Here is a 17,347-nt window from a genome sequence, read left to right as displayed (position 1 = left end):
GGATCACCGCTCACCCGTCGTCCCGCACCCCGGCCTGCCACCGCTTCAGCAGGAGCTTGTGGTCGGTGTAGCGGGGCGCCGCAGATCCAGCAGATGCGGCACCTGGCGACCGCCTGCGCGGGCCTGTCCGGTAGATCTTGGCGTTTGGCTGAGGTCGATCTTTGGGTGTGGGTTGATGGTGTGTCGTGGTGCGACGGCATGAATTGACCGATGCGGCGTGGCGGCGGATCGAGCCGCTTTTGCCCGCGCAGCCCGCTCGGGGCGGCCGGTGGGCCGATCACCGCGCGGTCTTGAACGGGATCTTGTGGAAGCTGGCCACCGGTGCTCCGTGGCGGGACCTGCCCGACCGGTACGGCAAGTGGAAGACGGTCTATGAGCGGTACCGGCGGTGGGCCGCCGACGGCACCTTCGACCGCATCCTCACCCACGTGCAGGTCCACGACGACTCGGTCGGGCGGATCGACTGGACCGTCAGCTTCGACTCCACCATCGTGCGCGCCCATCAGCACGCCGCCGGTGCCCGCAAAAAGGGGAACCGGGCGGGACGAACCCGACATCAAAGAGCAATCAGGCGCTTGGGCGGTCCCGGGGCGGGTTGACCACCAAGGTCCACCTGGCCGTCGACGGGCGCGGAATGCCGCTGTCGATTGTGGTCACCGCCGGCAACGTCAACGACTGCACCGCCTTCCCCGACGTCCTCGCGGGGATTCGGGTGCCGCGGCTGGGGCGGGGGCGGCCGCGGTGCCGGCCGGACCGGGTGATCGCAGACAAGGCCTACAGTTCGGCGGCGATCCGCAGGACCCTGCGGGAGCGGGGCATCGCCGTCACCATTCCCCAACGCGCCGACCAGAAGGCCGGACGCGCCCGCCGCGGCCCGCGCGGCGGGCGCCCACCAGTGTTCGACCCGGCCCTCTACCGGCGCCGCAACGTGGTCGAACGCTGCATCGGCCGCCTCAAGCAATGGCGCGGCATCGCCACCCGGTTCGACAAACTCGCCCGCAATTGCCTCGCAGGAATCGTCCTGGTCACAGCCCTGCTCTGGATCAACTCATGATCCACCGGACACGCCCTAGTACTTGGAGGCTCGCCGGGCGCACGCCGGGCATCGTCAACTACTGACACAGCCGCATGCACCGCGCGAGCGGGCGCTGTGGCGGACGCTGCACGAGACCGCCACCCGCGCCGCGTCGTGCCGCCTGCGCGCATGGCTTGCGTGCGCCGTGGTTGGTGCCCCGGGACCACCTCCTGGGCCGGTGGCACCAGGGTTAACGGCTGGTGATCCACCACCAGGCCAGGCTGACCAGGGCAGTCCCGGCGGCGGTACCGAGCGCGTAGGCAAGGCCGCGTACCGCGGCGAACATCGCAGTGTGTGCCAGCCGGCGCAAGGTCTGTGTGAGCTTACGGCGGCTCAGGTTCTTCGGCTGGTCGGCCGCGTGGGGAGCGGTCGGCCTGGTGACTGGGTGGGTCGGCGACATGGTGACAGCTCCTGGGATAACGCGAGATTGTTGCCCCTACACCCGCAGGGTGTAGATGGCCGACCCTCTCGATTGCCTCACCAAAACGCCCTCCAGCACCCCGCAGAAAATCTTGGAACTGTGTGAGGCAAAGTCCGGCGACCGTCATCTACAGCGTGTGCAGTACGGCCATCCGGGCCACGCACCCCTATTGGAGGAGTCGATGGGGCGAGCCGAGGAGGCTGGGGAGCCACCACGGCCCGACTCACCGCAAGTACAACTCGAGTGCGGACGGCCGGATCAGGCCAACGTCCCCGCCCAACCATCCTCATCGCAGCAGCCAGGCGCCAACGCTGCGCAGGTCGATCGGGGCGAGACGCAGCCGGTGACCGATGAGCAGATTGATCAGCTGGAGGCAGCTCTCATTGAGGACGACTTCGCCGGGCCGCAGAACCAGTTGGCCGTCGAACGAGCCCGGCGGCGGCTGGCCGACCAGCGTTACGTCGAGGAGATGGAAGCCGAGAAGTTCACCGGGCCAGCCACCGAGATCTGGAAGGCCGAAGCAGCCGCTTACGGGCTGGCGGTCATGATGGGGTGGACTCGCACCGGGCAGATCGTGCAGGAGTGCAAGGCCAAAGGGCGGCCAATCTTCTTGGCCGAGTTCGGGCCTGGCCGATGGAGCCGTGAAGATCGCCTGGAGTTGGCAGGCGAGACCGTCAGCAAGGCGTTGGCCTACTTCATCAACGACGTGCTGGCCCATGGCCGTTGGGATCACCGAAAGGGCGCCAGCCTGAAGACCTTCTTCATCGGCGCCTGCCTGTTCCAGTTCCCCAACGTCTACAACGCCTGGGCGCGCGGACAGAACCGCTGGGGGCGGACCTGCGATGTGTCGGTCTCCCCAGACGAAGTAGAGGTGACGGCTCCACCTGCCCAGGTGAGGTGGGACGACCCCACCAGCGACGAAGGGACTCGGCGTGCGCTTCGACGGCATGCCCTCGATCTCATCGCCGATCCGGTCACCCGTTCGGCTGTCGCCTTGATCATGCGCGGACTGTCGATCAACGAGGCAGCGCGGACTGTCGGGCTGAAGGAGAAGACGTTGCGAACCCGTCTTGCGCGGCTCAAGGGCGTCGGTGTCACCACACGGGGAAAGGCGGACTGAGCACAATGACCCGTACTGACCACTCCGCCGCGGCACGACAGCAGGCCGATGCCGTCCCCACCTTTTGCGTTGGAGGGGATCTTGTGATCGCGGGCTCCGCCAGCAACCGTAGCCAGGCGCCAGGGGAGGGCGATGACCTGGTTCTCGTCTTGTGGCGTCGGCTTCGAGGCCGAGTCCCTCACTTTCCTCCCACTGTGCTTGATCGTCTGCTGGCTGATGTGTGGTCTGGTCAAAGAGTCGAGCCCGCTGACATTCGAGCCCGGTTGGAGACCGCAGCCGCCGCCGCGGACGAGCCGGAGGAATGGGCGGCGACCCTGGCCGACGAGCGACAGCGAGAGCTCCTGAGCGAAGTGCTACAGAGTCTGGTCTTGGTTGAGAGTTCGTCTCTGGGCACAGCTTCCGCTCGCCAACTCCGGGATCTCCCCGACAGCGACGACGTGGTTAGGGTCATGGCCACCGCCCGCCCCACCTCTCCTGCGGCTAGCCGTCCCCGGCAGGAACGTGCGCCTACGACGCTGGCGGGGAGGGGGACGGATGATTTCGGGCTGTCCGAGGACGAGATTCGGCTGCTGGCGCAGATCGCCTCAGGCGTTACCGCCGATGTCGCCGCCCAGAAGCTGGAGCTGTCCGTCCGGACTCTACGGCGGCGACTCCGCAGCATCTGCGATCTTCTTGGGGTCACCACCCCAATCGAGGCGGTTGTCTGGGCAGCCCGACGCCATCTCATTTAGCAACAGATCAACGCTGCGGGCGCCGAAATTGTCATCCACGCAGGTGAGAGCACATGCGGCTGGTGATCAAGCAGCGGGTGCAGTCCCTACTGGTTGTTCAGCTCCAAATGGGAGCGTTAGTGGTGCTTGCCCCGGCATGATGGCCGGCTGTGCTGTTGCGATTGGCGTACCTGACGGTGGCGAACACCTTCACGGTCCTGCGTCTGCTTCCGGTGAGCGATCGGGGCAAGAACACCGAGATCCTCGTACTGCGGCATCAGATCGCAGTGCTGGAACGTCAGTTGAGCGGTCAGAAGGTGCGGTTCACCGCACCGGACCGGGCGTTCCTGGCGGCACTGCCGCACCGTCTGACGCCCGAGGCGCTACGCCGGATGCGGCTGCTGATACGTCCGGACACCGTGCTGCGTTGGCACCGCGACCTCGTTCGTCGTCGGCACGCTGCCCGGTCCAGGCCGAAACGACCAGGCCGACCGCCGACGGTGCGTTCCATCCGCGTCCTGGTGCTGCGCCTGGTCCGCGAGAACCCGAGTTGGGGATATCGACAAGTGCACGGCGAACTGCTCGTACTCGGCGTGAAGGTCGCCGCCTCCACCGTGTGGGAGATTCTCAAGGACGCCGGGATCGACCCGGCACCCGAACGAGCCGCCGACACGTGGGCCGACTTCCTGCGCTCCCAGGCCGACGCCCTACTGGCCTGCGACTTCCTGGAGACCGTCACCCTCACAGGTGCACGGTTGTACGTGCTGGCCGTGATCGAGCACCGAACCCGCCGGATCCATATCCTGGGCGCGACCACTCATCCAACGCCCGCATGGGTGACGTAGGCCGCCAGGAACCTCGTCATGGACCTGGAAGACGCCGGGTGCCGGGCACGGTGGCTGATCCGTGATCGCGACGGCAAGTTCCCCGACCTGTTCGATACCGTTCTGGCTGACGCAGGCATCAAGATCGTCCTCACCGGCGTCCGGATGCCGAGAATGAATTCGATCATGGAACGGTGGGTTCAGACCTGCCGCCGTGAACTCCTGGACCGGACCTTGATCTGGAACCAACGCCACCTGCTACACGCACTGCGGGAGTTCGAATCCTTCTACAACGCCCACCGCCCCCACCGCAGATTGACTGGCGCACCGCTACGGCCGGCCCCCGAACCGCTCACCGAACCAAGCCAACTCGAGCAGCTTCACATCCTCCGACGCGACCGACTCGGCGGCATCCTCCACGAGTACGAACATGCCGCATGACCTGCACGGACATAATAATCGGCACCCACAAGGCCGAGACCGACGTCGCGGACATGGTGAGCTGGTTGCGCAGCAACCACGGACGTGAACTGTCCTACGCTGGCATTGCGTCCGGTGTCGGCATGAAGAACAGCCACCGGCTGCGGCGGGCCGCCCGGTCGTCCGCGTGGTCGCGTCCGACCGGGCGACCGGCTGGAGCGGTTCATTCCCCGGGCCGCCACCGCGGCGGCGTGTTCACCGAAGCCGCTCCAGCCAAGACGCGCCCTCCCGGACAGCAGCTCCGACGTCAGGCCCGTGTCTCGCCCGGCCTCTGGCCCGGTCCCGGACCCGCCGCCTCTGGCGACCGCTCCCCAAGGACGATCACGTAGGGAGATCGACAAGGGTCTTCAACCCCGGGTCCTCGGGGAGGTGCGCGCCTCCTGACGGACCGGCCCGATCACCCCGTGCGCTTCTCGGAACGACGAGGGGGGATCAGGGGCAGACCTTCCTGTAATCGAGTCCGTGGGGGGCATACTGGCTCCATTCCTGGCGGGTCAGAGTACGCCCCATCGCTGTGCAGACGGAGCTGGTGAGCTCCCTGTCCTCCGGCATCCCCGCATCCCACAGCCGCACGGTGTTGTCGGCGCTGCTGGTGGCCAGGGTGCGGCCATCGGGACTGAACGCCACCGAGAGCACGGGGCTGGTGTGGCCGGTGAAGGGTTGGCCGATCGGCTTGCGGGTGCCCACGTCCCACAGCCGCACAGTCTTGTCGACGCTGCCGGTGGCCAGGGTACGGCCATCGGGACTGAACACCACCGAACCCACGTCGCTGGCGTGGCCGGTGAAGGGTTGGCCGATCGGCTTGCGGGTGCCCACGTCCCACAGCCGCACAGTCTTGTCGACGCTGCCGGTGGCCAGGGTACGGCCATCGGGACTGAACACCACCGAACCCACGTCGTCGGTGTGGCCGATGAGGGGTTGGCCAAGCTGCTTGCGGGTGCCCACGTCCCACAACTGCACGGTGCTGTTCTCGCTGCCGCCGGTGGCCAGGGTGCGGCCATCGGGACTGAACACGACCGACTTCACATCGCTGGCGTGGCCGATGAGGGGTTGGCCGATCGGCTTACGGGTGCGGGTATCCCACAGCCGCACGATGTTTTGGTCGCTGCCGGTGGCCAGGGTATGACCGTCGGGGCTGAACGCCACCGAGTACACGAAGAGGGTACCGTCGGTGCGGAGCTGGCCGATCGGCTTACGGGTGCGGGTATCCCACAGCCGCACAGTCTGGTCGCCGCCGCCGGTGGCCAGGGTACGGCCATCGGGACTGAACACCACCGAGTACTCAAAGTCGGTACCGTCGGTGCGGAGCTGGCCGATCGGCCGACGGATGCGGGTATCCCACAGCCGCACAGTCTGGTCGCCGCCGCCGGTGGCCAGGGTACGGCCGTCAGGACTGAACACCACCGAGACCACACCCCGGCGGTGTGGCCGGTGAGGGGTTGGCCAAGCTGCTTGCGGGTGCCCACGTCCCACAACCGCACGGTGCTGTCGTCGCTGCCAGTGGCCAGAGTGCGGCCATCGGGACCGAACACCACCGAGAGCACGGGGCCGGTATGGCCGGTGAAGGGTTGGCCAAGCTGCTTGCGGGTGCCCACGTCCCACAACCGCACGGTCTTGTCGCCGCTGCCGGTGGCCAGAGTATGACCGTCGGGACTGAACGCCACCGATCTCACGTCGTAGATGTGGTCGGTGAGCGGTTGGCCGAGTTGCATGTGTGTGCCCACGTCCCACAGCCGCACGGTGCTGTCGCCGTCGCTGCCGCTGGTGGCCAGGGTGCGGCCGTCAGGACTGAACACCACCGAGACCACCCCGGCGGTGTGGCCGGTGAGGGGTTGGCCAAGCTGCTTGCGGGTGCCCACGTCCCACAACCGCACGGTGCTGTCGTCGCTGCCAGTGGCCAGAGTGCGGCCATCGGGACCGAACACCACCGAGACCACCTCGGCGGTGTGGCCGGTGAGGGGTTGGCCAAGCTGCTTGCGGGTGCCCACGTCCCACAACCGCACAGTCTTGTCGAAGCTGCCAGTGGCCAGGGTGCGGCCATCGGGACTGAACGCCACCGATCTCACCCAGCCGTCGTGGCCGGTGAGGGGTCGGCCGAGCTGCTTGCGGGTGCCCACGTCCCACAGCCGCACGGTCTTGTCGCCGCTGCCGGTGGCCAGGGTATGACCGTCGGGGCTAAACGCCACCGATAGCACGATGTTGGTGTGGCCGTGGAGGATGCCACGTTCTGGGTTGGCCAGGACGTCAAGGAGGCGAGCGCGGTTTTCGGGGGTTTTCTGGATGTCCCGGGACGCTACGGCGAGAAGTCCCGCTATCGCCGGGTCGGCGGCCTGTTCGCTTTGCATGAGGAGCTGGCTAGAGACGGCGGAGTCGCGTTGCTGGTCGGCGGTGCGTTGGGCTTGGAGGGCCCATCCGGTGGCGGTCAGGGACAGCAGGGTGGTGACGGCCAGCACCAGTGCGATGGCGCGGGTGCGGCGGGTGCGGGTGGTCTGAGCGCGGGTGGAGGCGTCCAGGAAGGCGCGTTCGGTTCGGTTGGGGTGGGGCGGGTGTCCAGCGCCGGCCCAGTGCACGGCTTGGTCGAGGGTGGCGCCGGTGAGTAGGTCGCCGCGGCGGCGGCCGTTGGTGTCCCAGGTGCGGGCGGCGTGGCGGGTCCGGTGGTGGACGGCCAGGTCCGGGCGGTAGTGGTCGAGCCAGTCGCCCAGCCGGGGCCAGGCCCGCGGCAGCGCCGGCCGGGTCACCGCGACCTGTTCGCCAAATCCCGCGTCCGGCTGCTGCCTGGTGGGGCCGGGGTCCTGGCCGGTGGTGACGGCCAGCAGCGGTGTGAAGGCATCGACCACCCGCCGCAGCGCCTCCGCCTCGGCGGGGGTGTGGCGGTCGAACAGTTCCGTGGCCGGCACCGGGCGCAGGGACCACCCTCCCGCCTCGGCGGGCACCAGGCACCGCAAGAACACCTCAGGGACCAGACGCTGGTCCTCGGGCGGCAAGGCGCCATAGATGTCCTCGGCGAGTTTGCCCAGTGCCGGGTCGCCCGGCTCCCAACCAGTGTGCGGGACGGCCTGCACCGACCCCAGCCCCATCAGGTCGTCCAGGCCGGTGCCCTGGTGGGGGTCGCCCGTCAGGGCCGTCAGGATCGCCCGCGCCGGCGGGCGCCGCAGCGGGTCCTTGTCCAACGCCGCGGCCACCAGGCCCCGCAACGGCCCGGGCAGCACCGACAGGTCGGGATGGCAGCTGCGGACCTGGTGGGCGATCTGCGGCAGATCACTGCCGGTGAAGGCGTGCCGGCCGGTGGCGGCGAACACCATGATCGCGCCCCAGGCGAACACATCGGCCTCAGCCCCGGCCCGCCGCCCGGCATACACTTCCGGCGGCATGTACCGCAGCGTCCCCGCCAGCCCGCCCGCCTGGGTCGCCGACTGGGTGTCCACCGTCCGCGCGATCCCGAAATCGATCAACCGGGGACCATCGGGCCCCAGCATCACGTTGCCGGGCTTGAGATCGCGGTGCACGACCCGGGCCTGGTGGATCGCCGTCAACGCCGTGGCGATACCGATCCCCAGGCGGTGCAGCTCGTCCCCGCCGAACTGGCGCGGCCCGCGCCCGCCGCCCCCTGCCACGGCGGCCTGCAAACTCACGCCGTCGATGTACTCGCTGACGATGTAGGGCCGCGGCGGCTTCAGGTGTACCTGCACGATCCGCGCCGTGCAGAACGGGGCGACCCGCTGCGCCGCCCGTGCCTCGGCCGCCATCTGCTCCAGCTCCTGCGGCGAACCAGCCGCGGAGTGCAGCACCTTCATCGCCACCCGCGCCCCCTCGGGCCCGTACGCCTCATACACCACCCCCTGCCCGCCCGCACCCAACCGCCCCGCCAGCCAGAACTCCCCGATCCGCTCCGGATCCCCCGGCACCAACTGATCCACCAACTCCACCGACTCCCTTCCCCGGCCCGACCGGCACCCATCTGGCCACCGGCCGCGCACCCACAGCAACAGTGGTTGTGACGCCCCCTAAACAAGGGAAGTTCGCCACAGAACCACCCCAAGGGAGAAACGCAACGAGCAGGGCGGGAAGGCATCTCGAATGCAGCGTCCGGAAACTCGGCTCGGAAGATATGGAGGAAGTAGCCGACATGGTCGCTGGCCAGTTTCAACCTCCGGTGACGTTGCCTCGCGGGCTGATGCGCAGCGCCTTCGTGATCGTGCACTGGATACAGGTCGCGGGCTGCGGTATGAAGGTGCTGGTCGAGCAGAAGGCCTTGTAGCTTGGCGATTTCTCGTTTCTTGAGCGCGATAGTTGTCGCGCGATGCGGCTACTCTAGACGGTCGGCCACCTTCCAGTTCTCGGCCGTTAACGTCTGGACCTGCCGTTTAAGGGTGGCGTTCACCGTTGCCAAGCGCTGGACCGCCTCAGCGGGCAGGGCAAGTTCCAGGTCGCGGATCTTGCCAAGTAGTTCGCCGATGCGTTTGCGCTGGCTCTGGATATCGGCGACCGCCTACCTCAATCCGTCCTCAGCGTTTAGCCCCAGTTCCCGGCGGTGTCATAGCGTCGTAGCAACATCCGAGGTGGCGGGGGTTGCTGGTGGCGAGACGTCAGCCGTTGACTGTCGAGGAACGTGAGGTCGCCGTCATCGACCCCGAAGACGAGTACCAGCGGCTGTGCGAACACGTCGCCGGCACCCACATCGCGCTCGGCGCCCCCGGTCTGTGCTTCAACCCCTTCGATCTACCTGAGGGGCAGGGCGCCGACACCCTCATCCGGCGGGCGCTGTTCCTGCAGACCCTCATCGCGGCGATGCTCGCCGAGCCGCTCACACCGGCGGCGCGGGCGGTGCTGGACCGCGCGGTCCTGGCCGCCTACCGGGCGCGCGGCATCGGCTCCGACCCCCGCACCTGGGCGCGTCCCGCCCCCGTCCTGGCCGACCTCACCGCCCAACTCGACCACGTCGCCGGATCGCAGGCGCCGGAGGCGGGCACGGCGGCCGATCTGTCGGCGCGGCTCACCCCCTACACCACCGGCTCCTACCGGAACCTTTTCGCCGGACCCACCACCACCCGCCCCACCGGGCACCTGGTGCTGTTCTCGCTGCGGGACCTACCCGACGAGGTCCGCCCAGTCGGGATGCTCCTCGCACTGGACACGATCTGGCGCGCCGCCGCCAACCCGCAGGCTCGGCACCGCCGCCTGGTCGTGGTCGACGAAGCCTGGACGCTCATGCGCGAAGACGAGGGCGCCCGGTTCCTGTACCGGCTGGCCAAGTCCGCCCGCAAACACTGGGCCGGCCTCGCCGTGGTCACCCAGGACGCCGGAGACCTGCTCTCCACCGATCTGGGCCGAGCAGTGATCGCCAACTCCGCCACAGATCCTGCTCCGCCAAGCACCCCAGGCCATCGACCAGATCACCGACGCCTTCGACCTCACCGACGGCGAGAAGACCTTCCTTCTCGCAGCCGACCGCGGCCACGGCCTGCTGTGCGGAACCGGCACCGGGTCCGACCGGGCCGCCTTCGCCGCCATCGCCAGCCCGCGCGAGCACCGGCTCGTCACCACCGACCCCGCCGAACTCGCCACCCGCACCCAAACCCACACCGCAGCCACGGAGGCCGGCCACCAATGACCCGCACGCCCCTGCTCCACGACACCGCTCTGTTCCAGAACACCGCCGGCGGCACGGGCCTGTACGGGATCCTGTACCGCTCGATTATTGAGTTAGGTGGCATGAGCTGGGGTTATGCGGCGTGGCGGTATTCGTTGATCACGCCGGTGACGACGGGTCTTCGCCGGATGGATCGCAGGTCGTTGAGTTCAGCCGGGGTCCTGATGGGCTGGCATTCGGCATCTGGAGGTCGTTGCCGGCGGGCCTGGTGTGGCCGGTGGCCGTTGTAGTGCTCCAGGTACTCGCCGAGCACCAAGGCCAGGTGCCGCTCCCCCAGGATCAACACCCGGTCCAGCAACTCACGGCGAAGGGTTCCGATCACGCGCTCACAGATCGCATTCATCCGCGGCGTCCGCGGCAAGGTCCTGACGACCCGGAGCCCTTCAACCTTGAACACTTCATCGAACGCGGCGGTGAAGATCGGATCGCGGTCGTGGATCAAAAACCGCAGCGCGCCGATACGACCCTCCAACTCCATGGCCAGGTTGCGGGGCCTGCTGGACCGCCCACGCCCCCGTCGGGCACGCGGTCACCCCGGCCAGATGCACCCTGCGGGTGCCGTGCTCGATGAACACCAGCACGCACAACCGCTTGAGCAGCACCGTCTCCACCACCAGGAAGTCACACGCGATGATCGCGTGAGCCTGGGCGATCAGGAACTGCCGCCAGCTCGGCCCCTCCCGCCGCGGTGCCGGGTCGATGCCAGCGGCTCGTAGGACTTCCCACACTGTGGAGGCGGCGATCGCGTGACCGAGCCGGGCCAGCTCGCCCTGGATTCTTCTATGGCCCCAGGTTGGATTCTCGCGCGCCAACCGCACGATCAGCGTCTTGATCGAAACACCGGTGGGTGGACGTCCCGGCCGGCGCCGGTCAGTGTAAGTCCATTTGCGGGCGACCAGGTGGCGGTGCCAGCGAAGGATCGTGGCCGGGGTGACCGGGAAGATCTCCGCCCACCGGCGGCGGTGAACCAGCCGGGACAACGCCGCCAACCACAGCCGGTCGCCGTGATCCCACCGCGGCCGACCGCCCAGCTGACGACGCAGCACCTGGTTCTCATGCCGCAGCACAAGCAACTCGACGTCCTTGGACGGATCCGACCGAACCAGCACCGCCAACAAGCCGAACAGGCACCTCACCAACCGGTACAGCAGCGACAGCAGCACCTCGAGATGGTCCCAGCCAGATACGTGATCCCGCAGCGAGACCCCAGGTCACAGCATGAATCGAGCTTCCGAGCGGCACACGTCAGTAGGAGTAGCCGGCGAACTGCCCCGGTATCCGCTTGACGTCGATTGCGGCCTTCGGGCAGACGGTTCGCCAGGACTGCTGCAGTCGATCGAGTTCCTCGGAGTCCATCCCCGCCGGTCGGCTGATGAACCGCAAGCCCGCGATCTGGAGCCGCAGCGTCGCCATCCCCGCGCCGCCGAGCTGCTGCCGATCTTCGAGGTCGTCGTAGCAATGGCCCCGGTGGGTGATGTGCACGTTGGTCGCCATGCGGGGGTCGTGATCAGTGGTCCGCCCGCTGACATGGTGCATGCGGATGCAGCGGAGGACGTCGTCAGCGACGGTCACCCGCACCAAGCGCCGCCGGTCCCGCAGCCAGTGAAGGGTGGCCCAGATCGCGTAGGCCAGCGCTCCGCAGAACGCGGCGACGGCGAAGACACGCACGCCGCCCAGCCAAAGCAGGCCGCCGAAGCCGGCGAGTGCAGCCGCCGCCACGACATGGCGCAGCCAGCGCAAGCCCCAGCCGCTTCGGTCGACGGCCTCCCAGAGCAGATCGTCCTCAAAGCGCACAGGACCATCATCGGGTCCGCCGTGTCATGAGGGAAGCCGCACCGCTGGGCCTGTTCCGGCCGCACCTGCGGTTCAGCACCAGCTCCGCGATCGATCCGTAGCGGTGAAGCGCCCCGGGTCGGATGGAGTCTTGTTTTCCTGAGAGGATCGAGTCATGGCACGTCCGCCCCTATCCCCCTGAGCTGCGCAGGCGCGCGGTCCGCATGGTGGCCGAGGTCCGTCCGGACTACCCCAGTGAGTGGTCGGCGTTGAAGGCCGTCGCAGCCAAGCTGGGAGTCACCTCGACCGAGACGGTGCGCAGTTGGGTGCGTCGGGCCGAGGTCGACGCCGGCGCCCGGCCGGGGACCACGACCGAGGAATCAGCGGAGCTGAAGCGGCTCAAGCGCGAGAACGCCGAGCTGCGGCAAGCGAACGAGATCCTCAAGGCCGCTGCGGGTTTCTTCGCGGCCGGGCTCGACCGGCCACACAGGTACTGATCGCGTTCATCGACACATTCCGCAAGGTGTTCGGGGTCGAGCCGATCTGCCGGGTGCTGTCTGCACACGGCACCAAGATCGCACCGTCCACCTACTACGCCGCCAAGTCACGTCCGGCCTCAACTTGGAGATCTTCCACAACCGCCGACGCCGCCACAGCGCCCTGGGGATGCTCACCCCGATCGAGTACTTAAGACTCCACACAGCCCAACTGCTCGCATGAGATTCCGGTATCCCGACACCACCGAACGCGGGGCACATCAGACTTCACTGAACCCGGTGGACTCCAGTGCGGTCGGGGACGATGAACCGCACCCGTGCGCCGTCGAGTTGGCGCTCCAGCACAGTGATCTGGTGCCGCAGCACCTCGCCACCGCCTGTTTCGCAGCTGATCAAGCGCGGCACCCGAGCACCCCTCTACGCCTTTGACCTGCCCGGACGTAATTCTCGGTACGCGCACCGCTCCCCGTACATATCCAGCGGCCCCACGCGTCCTGACGCCCGCCGGACTAGTGCGAGTTCGCGGGGCGGTTGGCGTCTGACCACCGGAGCCGGTCCAGATCATGCATCATGTTTCCGGGCCGCTTCCGGGTGTGGAAGTCGGTGGTGACACCCTGAGGAGTTCCTTTTGACAGGTCCCGCCGGTCCGCCGTGGGGGCAGGGTGGGCAACGGCCGCCCCCCATACCGCCGCAGGGCAGGCCGCCTCATCACGGGTACGGAGGGCCGCCGCCATGGCAGCAGGGGCCGCCGCCGCAGTATCCGCCGTACCCACCGCGGCCTTACCCACCGCAGTATCCGCCTCCGCCCTACCCGCCACCGCATTGGCAGCCGGAACCTCAGCCGCCTCCGCGTCCGCCGACGCGCGCGGGACGGATCCTCCGGATGCTGAACCCGTTCCTGGCCGCGCGGGCGGCTTTTCTGCCCTCCCGACCGGACCTGATCGTCGATTCGCGTGTCAAGAAGTTGCAGTTCGCCCGTGCCTGGGCAGGCATCGTGGTGTCTCTCGCCGTGGCCGCGGTCTACAAGGTCACCGCCCCCAAAGAACTGGCGAGTGAAAGGTTCAATGACGCCTGGATCAACGTTTTGATCCTCACCTGCGCTCTGCCGCTGGTCGTGGGCGGCTTTGTCCTGGCCGCCCGGCCGCCGAACCGGGGCGCGTTCGCGCGCCGGGTCCGCCACCCGCTGATCGCGGTAGGGGCGATCTTCGGCTCCATGTTCACCTTCGTGATCGCGGCCGCGCCGGAGTTCGGCGGTCTGCGCGAAGCGGTCGGACCGATCGTTCTGATCCCGGGCGGCGTGGTTCTGTTCCTCTGGATGCTCCCCTTCGCGGTCTACGGCATTGTCCTATCGCTGACCAACGTGTTCCGGACAGCCGACATCCACGAGGTTGTGCCGCCCTTGGTGAGCGTGTCAGCGTCCTGGGTGATGGCCCTGGTCAACCTTTTCACCGATGCCTATGAGGGAGTGCCGGGCATCTTGGCCATGGCGCTGCTGCTGGGGGCGCCGCTGACGGTGTCCGCCCTCGCCCACTACGAGCTGCGCAGGCTGCGCCTTCGGCACAGCATCACGTTGCGGAACACGCTGCTGCGGTGACTTCGCGTAACCAGTGGCCCCAGCGCCGGCTACGTGACACGTCTGACACGAAGACGGCCACCAAGCCTGGACCGGTGCTGCGGGCGCGGGCGGCGCCCGGTCGCCAGACGTAGCCCGGCTGCCTGGCGAGTGCCCAGCGCGTCCATGCCTTGCTGGCGTATCGGACCCAGTCGGCGGTTTCAAGCTCGTCCCACGGCTCGGCAAGCCCAAGGGGGCACGAACCGGCAGGGCGCGGAGACAAGCGAAGCGGGCCTACGGGGCGCGAACCCTGCACTTGCCGATTACTCCGTCCGAAAAGGTCAGGCGAGGCCGCCGCCGAGCATGCCACAAGATCACCAACGCCCCATGGCGGCTCGTTGTCGGCCCGGCGGTTCTGAAACGAATCGGCATGCAGTGACATTGCATGGCAGGGAGATCGGGCGATAAGCGGATGTCTCGGCATACAATGACACTGTGAAACACGTTCCGACATGACAATTTCGGACTTTTAATCCGTAGGTTGTGGGTTCGAGTCCCACGCGACCCACCACCCCTGACCAGGGCAAACACGGCTTCGACAGCCCACTGGTGATCATGCCTGGGGCCGGGCTGAGGCCACCCTGGGGCCGCCATAGACGCAGACCAAGCCCAACACCCCCGCGTCCTCCCCGTTCTGACGGGGGCAAGGCCGAATTCCCGCGCCGAGCTGCTCGCAGCCGCCGCGCCTCCGGTATGCGGTTAGTCCTTCGCAGGTCGACGGGCAAGGACAGGGAGCGGTTGCTCTCGATTACGCCGCAGAAGCCGTGTTATCGGCGCGAACCCGGACAGCAGACCGAGCCCGGATGCGGGGCCCCGCCGATTCGGGGCGCGGGGCAGTCGACCGGCGCCGCACCAGGCCCGCCCGGGTATGACTCGCCGCCGGCCGTTGACGCCGGGCCGGAGCACGGCCCCGGCGCTGGGTGGTGCCGGGCACCACACCAGCCGCGCGGAGCAGGTACGCGGCGGTCTTCTCCGCGGCGGTGTGCGCGACCTCGGGTAGCACGGAGGTGTAGGTGTCGGCGGTCAGCACGATGCTGGAATGCCCGAGCATCTCCTGCACCACCTTCAACTCCACCCCGGCCGCCAGCGCCAGCGTGGCCGCGCCGTGCCGCAGGTCGTGCAACCGGATCGGCGGCACATCATGCTCGGCGATCAGCTTCTGGAACACGTGCGTGAGCCGGCCCGGGGCGACCGGGTCACCGTTGCGGTTGGTGAAGACATACCCGCTGTCGCGGTACCCCTCGCCATAGGCGTCAGCCTCCGCATGCTGCCGGGAGCGGTGCACGCACAACGCCGCGATGGTGGTGCGGTCCAGCGCGATCACCCGGGTGCTGTGCGCGGTCTTGGGCGGGCATACCGTCAGCCGCCCGTCCCTCGGCTGCAACTGCCGACAGATCACCGCGGTGCCCTCGTCCAGGTCGACATCGCACCAGCGCAGCCCGGCTGCCTCACCGCGCCGCAGCCCGCGCAACGCGATCAGATGGTAGGCCGCATACAGACGATGCGGGGCGATTGCGTCCAGGAACTGGGCGGTCTGAGCGGCGGTCCATACGGCCACGGCGGGCCGCTCCCCGGTCTTGCGCCAGTGCTGGACACGGGCGGCGGTCCACACCACCGCCCGAGGGCGCCGGGTCGGCGGCAACGCCACCAGCGACGCCGGGTTCTCCTCCACCAGCCCCGCCCGCAACGCCGCGTTCAACGCCGCCCGCAGCGTCGCGCGGATCCGATCCAGCGTCGAGGCCGACAACCGCCGGCCCGCGGCCTGATGCTCGCGGGTGATGACCTGGAACATCTCCTCCACATGCGCTACCGCCACCTCCGCCAGCAGCAGATGCCCCAGCAACGGGCTCAGGTACCGCCGCACATGATCGGTGTAACCGGTCACCGTTGACGGCGCGCCCTGATGGTTGTCCAGCCACCGCTGCAGCCACTCGGCCACCGTGAGCGGACTCCCGGCCGGGCCGCGCAACCGCACCAACGCCTCCAGCGCGGCCTTGCGGGTCGGGACTCGGTCGCCGGCGCCACCCTGATCGATCAGATCGCCACCCACCATCCCAGCGTCCGTACCACCTGGGTGGACGGCGGCTACCGCCAAGCACCTGGTCGAACACGCCGCCACCCGCGGCATCGACATGCAGATCGTCCAACGCGATCCCGGCAGCCGCGGTTTCACCCCGCTGCCCCGCCGCTGGGTCGTCGAACGCACCCTTGGCTGGCTCATGCTCCACCGCCGCCTAGCCCGTGACTACGAGACCCTGCCGACCAGTTCCCAAGCCATGATCCACATAGCCGCGATCGACCTGATGAGCCGCCGCCTCACTGGCGAAACCACTCCTACCTGGCGCGGAACCTGACCCGGAATCAAACAGAATCCGCAGGATGAAACACCCTCTCAGCCTGTACCTGCAGAGCATCCCCGGCTTCTTCCACGACGGCGGCGCCTCGATGGGCGGCTCGCCCCGGCCGCGCATCGACTACTGGCCCACGCTACTGCCGATGACCGCGCTCACCCACCGCGCCGTCCGCGCCGACGGCCGCACCATCGACGTCCCGCCACCGCCCAAGAGCGAAACGACGGCCCAGCCCGTGCATCCCGAACCGGCCGAGACCACGGCAGCGCATCGGGTCCGGCGTGCTCCCCTCGGCGCGATAGCCCATGCCCGCAGCGGCGACAAGGGCGGAAACGCCAACGTCGGCGTGTGGGTACCAGACGAACGTGCCTGGCCCTGGCTGCGCGCGACATTGTCGACGACCGAGCTGCGCAGACTGCTGCCCGAGGCCAAGGACCTCGACATCGTGCGGCACGAGTTCCCGCACCTGCGCGCCGTCCACTTCGTGCTCCGCGGGCTGCTCGGCACCGGCGGCTCCTCCAACCTGCGAATCGACCAGGTGGGCAAGGCCATCGGCGAGTACCTCCGCGCGAAGCAACTACCGATTCCAGAGGAGTTGCTCGAAACCCCCGACCACTGACCACCCGGTGCGCCTTCCAGACCAGCCGCCGAAGGGCGGTCCGTATTGTGCCTGCCGAAGATCACGCCCGTGCAGGTGAGAGGCATAGGGTGGTGGGCTCCCGGCGCGGGACTTAATCAGTCGCTGGGACGGGCCGCGGCTAGACGGCCGCGCGGGATTATGGGTGGCTGTGCTGTTGCGACTGACTTACTTGACCGTCACCAACGCGTTCGCGG

The 17,347-nt window shown here is 68.4% G+C and carries 15 protein-coding genes, 1 tRNA gene, 4 pseudogenes and 1 other annotated feature; of the genes and pseudogenes, 12 read left to right on the top strand and 8 right to left on the bottom strand.

The genetic code is table 11. The annotated features are described in order from the left end of the window. The first annotated feature begins 188 nt into the window (after positions 1 to 188). A protein-coding gene (locus ACA511_RS21150) for an IS5 family transposase (protein ID WP_375026299.1) occupies positions 189 to 1,054 on the top strand; the annotation gives its coding sequence in 2 pieces (ribosomal slippage) (positions 189 to 537 and positions 537 to 1,054; 867 coding nt in all). Positions 1,055 to 1,265: 211 nt separating this feature from the next. On the opposite strand, the gene ACA511_RS21145 is transcribed toward ACA511_RS21150, so the two are convergent. Next, positions 1,266 to 1,475, bottom strand: a complete 210-nt coding sequence (locus ACA511_RS21145) for a hypothetical protein (protein WP_375026160.1) — start codon at positions 1,473 to 1,475, stop codon at positions 1,266 to 1,268. A 364-nt stretch (positions 1,476 to 1,839) separates the two neighbouring features. Between ACA511_RS21145 and ACA511_RS21140 the strand changes: the two genes are divergently transcribed. The 4 genes from ACA511_RS21140 (at position 1,840) to ACA511_RS21125 (ending at position 4,591) form a co-directional block, all read left to right on the top strand. Continuing rightward, positions 1,840 to 2,616, top strand: coding sequence for a hypothetical protein (locus ACA511_RS21140; protein ID WP_375026158.1), 777 nt, complete (start codon positions 1,840 to 1,842; stop codon positions 2,614 to 2,616). 449 nt (positions 2,617 to 3,065) lie between these two features. After that, positions 3,066 to 3,347 (top strand): LuxR family transcriptional regulator, encoded by a 282-nt coding sequence (locus ACA511_RS21135; RefSeq protein ID WP_375026298.1) that lies wholly within the window; start codon positions 3,066 to 3,068, stop codon positions 3,345 to 3,347. 149 nt (positions 3,348 to 3,496) lie between these two features. Then, a complete protein-coding gene (locus ACA511_RS21130; RefSeq protein ID WP_375026157.1) occupies positions 3,497 to 4,171 on the top strand; it encodes a hypothetical protein in 675 nt (224 codons plus the stop codon). A gap of 18 nt (positions 4,172 to 4,189) precedes the next feature. Beyond that, on the top strand, positions 4,190 to 4,591 hold the full coding sequence (locus ACA511_RS21125) for an integrase core domain-containing protein (RefSeq protein ID WP_375026155.1): 402 nt from the start codon (positions 4,190 to 4,192) through the stop codon (positions 4,589 to 4,591). A 471-nt stretch (positions 4,592 to 5,062) separates the two neighbouring features. Here ACA511_RS21125 and ACA511_RS21120 read toward each other — a convergent pair whose 3' ends face one another. The 3 genes and pseudogenes from ACA511_RS21120 to ACA511_RS21110 form a co-directional block, all read right to left on the bottom strand. Next, positions 5,063 to 5,722 (bottom strand): WD40 repeat domain-containing protein, encoded by a 660-nt coding sequence (locus ACA511_RS21120; RefSeq protein WP_375026297.1) that lies wholly within the window; start codon positions 5,720 to 5,722, stop codon positions 5,063 to 5,065. Positions 5,723 to 5,746: 24 nt separating this feature from the next. Continuing rightward, positions 5,747 to 6,031, bottom strand: a pseudogene (locus tag ACA511_RS21115) (WD40 repeat domain-containing protein); the annotation flags it as partial. Between the two features lie 113 nt (positions 6,032 to 6,144). After that, positions 6,145 to 8,535 (bottom strand): annotated as a pseudogene (locus ACA511_RS21110) (WD40 repeat domain-containing serine/threonine protein kinase); the annotation flags it as partial. A 203-nt stretch (positions 8,536 to 8,738) separates the two neighbouring features. Here ACA511_RS21110 and ACA511_RS21105 point away from each other — a divergent pair. Both ACA511_RS21105 and ACA511_RS21100 read left to right on the top strand, forming a co-directional pair. Continuing rightward, positions 8,739 to 8,888: a hypothetical protein gene (locus ACA511_RS21105; RefSeq protein ID WP_375026154.1), complete on the top strand. Its 150-nt coding sequence runs from the start codon at positions 8,739 to 8,741 to the stop codon at positions 8,886 to 8,888. A gap of 317 nt (positions 8,889 to 9,205) precedes the next feature. Beyond that, on the top strand, positions 9,206 to 10,510 hold the full coding sequence (locus tag ACA511_RS21100; RefSeq protein ID WP_375026296.1) for a VirB4 family type IV secretion system protein: 1,305 nt from the start codon (positions 9,206 to 9,208) through the stop codon (positions 10,508 to 10,510). Positions 10,511 to 10,524: 14 nt separating this feature from the next. Here ACA511_RS21100 and ACA511_RS21095 read toward each other — a convergent pair. From ACA511_RS21095 to ACA511_RS21085, 3 genes and pseudogenes are all read right to left on the bottom strand, one after another. Continuing rightward, a pseudogene (locus tag ACA511_RS21095) lies at positions 10,525 to 10,623 on the bottom strand (hypothetical protein); the annotation flags it as partial. A gap of 55 nt (positions 10,624 to 10,678) precedes the next feature. Next, positions 10,679 to 11,443, bottom strand: coding sequence for a hypothetical protein (locus tag ACA511_RS21090; protein WP_375026153.1), 765 nt, complete (start codon positions 11,441 to 11,443; stop codon positions 10,679 to 10,681). A gap of 82 nt (positions 11,444 to 11,525) precedes the next feature. Further along, positions 11,526 to 12,074: a hypothetical protein gene (locus tag ACA511_RS21085; protein ID WP_375026152.1), complete on the bottom strand. Its 549-nt coding sequence runs from the start codon at positions 12,072 to 12,074 to the stop codon at positions 11,526 to 11,528. 122 nt (positions 12,075 to 12,196) lie between these two features. On the opposite strand from ACA511_RS21085, the pseudogene ACA511_RS21080 reads away from it, so the two are divergent. The 3 genes and pseudogenes from ACA511_RS21080 to ACA511_RS21070 form a co-directional block, all read left to right on the top strand. Next, positions 12,197 to 12,672, top strand: a pseudogene (locus ACA511_RS21080) (hypothetical protein); the annotation flags it as partial. Then, positions 12,508 to 12,636 (top strand) — a sequence feature (AL1L pseudoknot). (Overlaps the previous pseudogene by 129 nt.) A 761-nt stretch (positions 12,673 to 13,433) precedes the next feature. Continuing rightward, complete coding sequence (locus ACA511_RS21075) at positions 13,434 to 14,144, top strand: hypothetical protein (protein WP_375026151.1); 711 nt, start codon at positions 13,434 to 13,436, stop codon at positions 14,142 to 14,144. Positions 14,145 to 14,561: 417 nt separating this feature from the next. Further along, positions 14,562 to 14,673, top strand: a tRNA-Lys gene (locus ACA511_RS21070). A 237-nt stretch (positions 14,674 to 14,910) separates the two neighbouring features. On the opposite strand, the gene ACA511_RS21065 is transcribed toward ACA511_RS21070, so the two are convergent. Continuing rightward, on the bottom strand, positions 14,911 to 16,212 hold the full coding sequence (locus ACA511_RS21065) for a site-specific integrase (protein WP_375026150.1): 1,302 nt from the start codon (positions 16,210 to 16,212) through the stop codon (positions 14,911 to 14,913). Here ACA511_RS21065 and ACA511_RS21060 point away from each other — a divergent pair. Further along, a complete protein-coding gene (locus ACA511_RS21060) occupies positions 16,196 to 16,516 on the top strand; it encodes a transposase (protein WP_375026295.1) in 321 nt (106 codons plus the stop codon). The genes ACA511_RS21065 and ACA511_RS21060 overlap by 17 nt on opposite strands. A 25-nt stretch (positions 16,517 to 16,541) precedes the next feature. Next, positions 16,542 to 17,132: a hypothetical protein gene (locus ACA511_RS21055; RefSeq protein ID WP_375026148.1), complete on the top strand. Its 591-nt coding sequence runs from the start codon at positions 16,542 to 16,544 to the stop codon at positions 17,130 to 17,132. The last annotated feature ends 215 nt before the right edge of the window (positions 17,133 to 17,347 follow it).

This window comes from Actinomadura sp. GTD37 (assembly GCF_041951365.1).
In the GTDB taxonomy this organism is placed as follows: domain Bacteria; phylum Actinomycetota; class Actinomycetes; order Streptosporangiales; family Streptosporangiaceae; genus Spirillospora.
The sequence above is the reverse complement of the archived record's forward strand: the minus strand, read 5'-3'. Positions and strand labels throughout refer to the sequence as shown.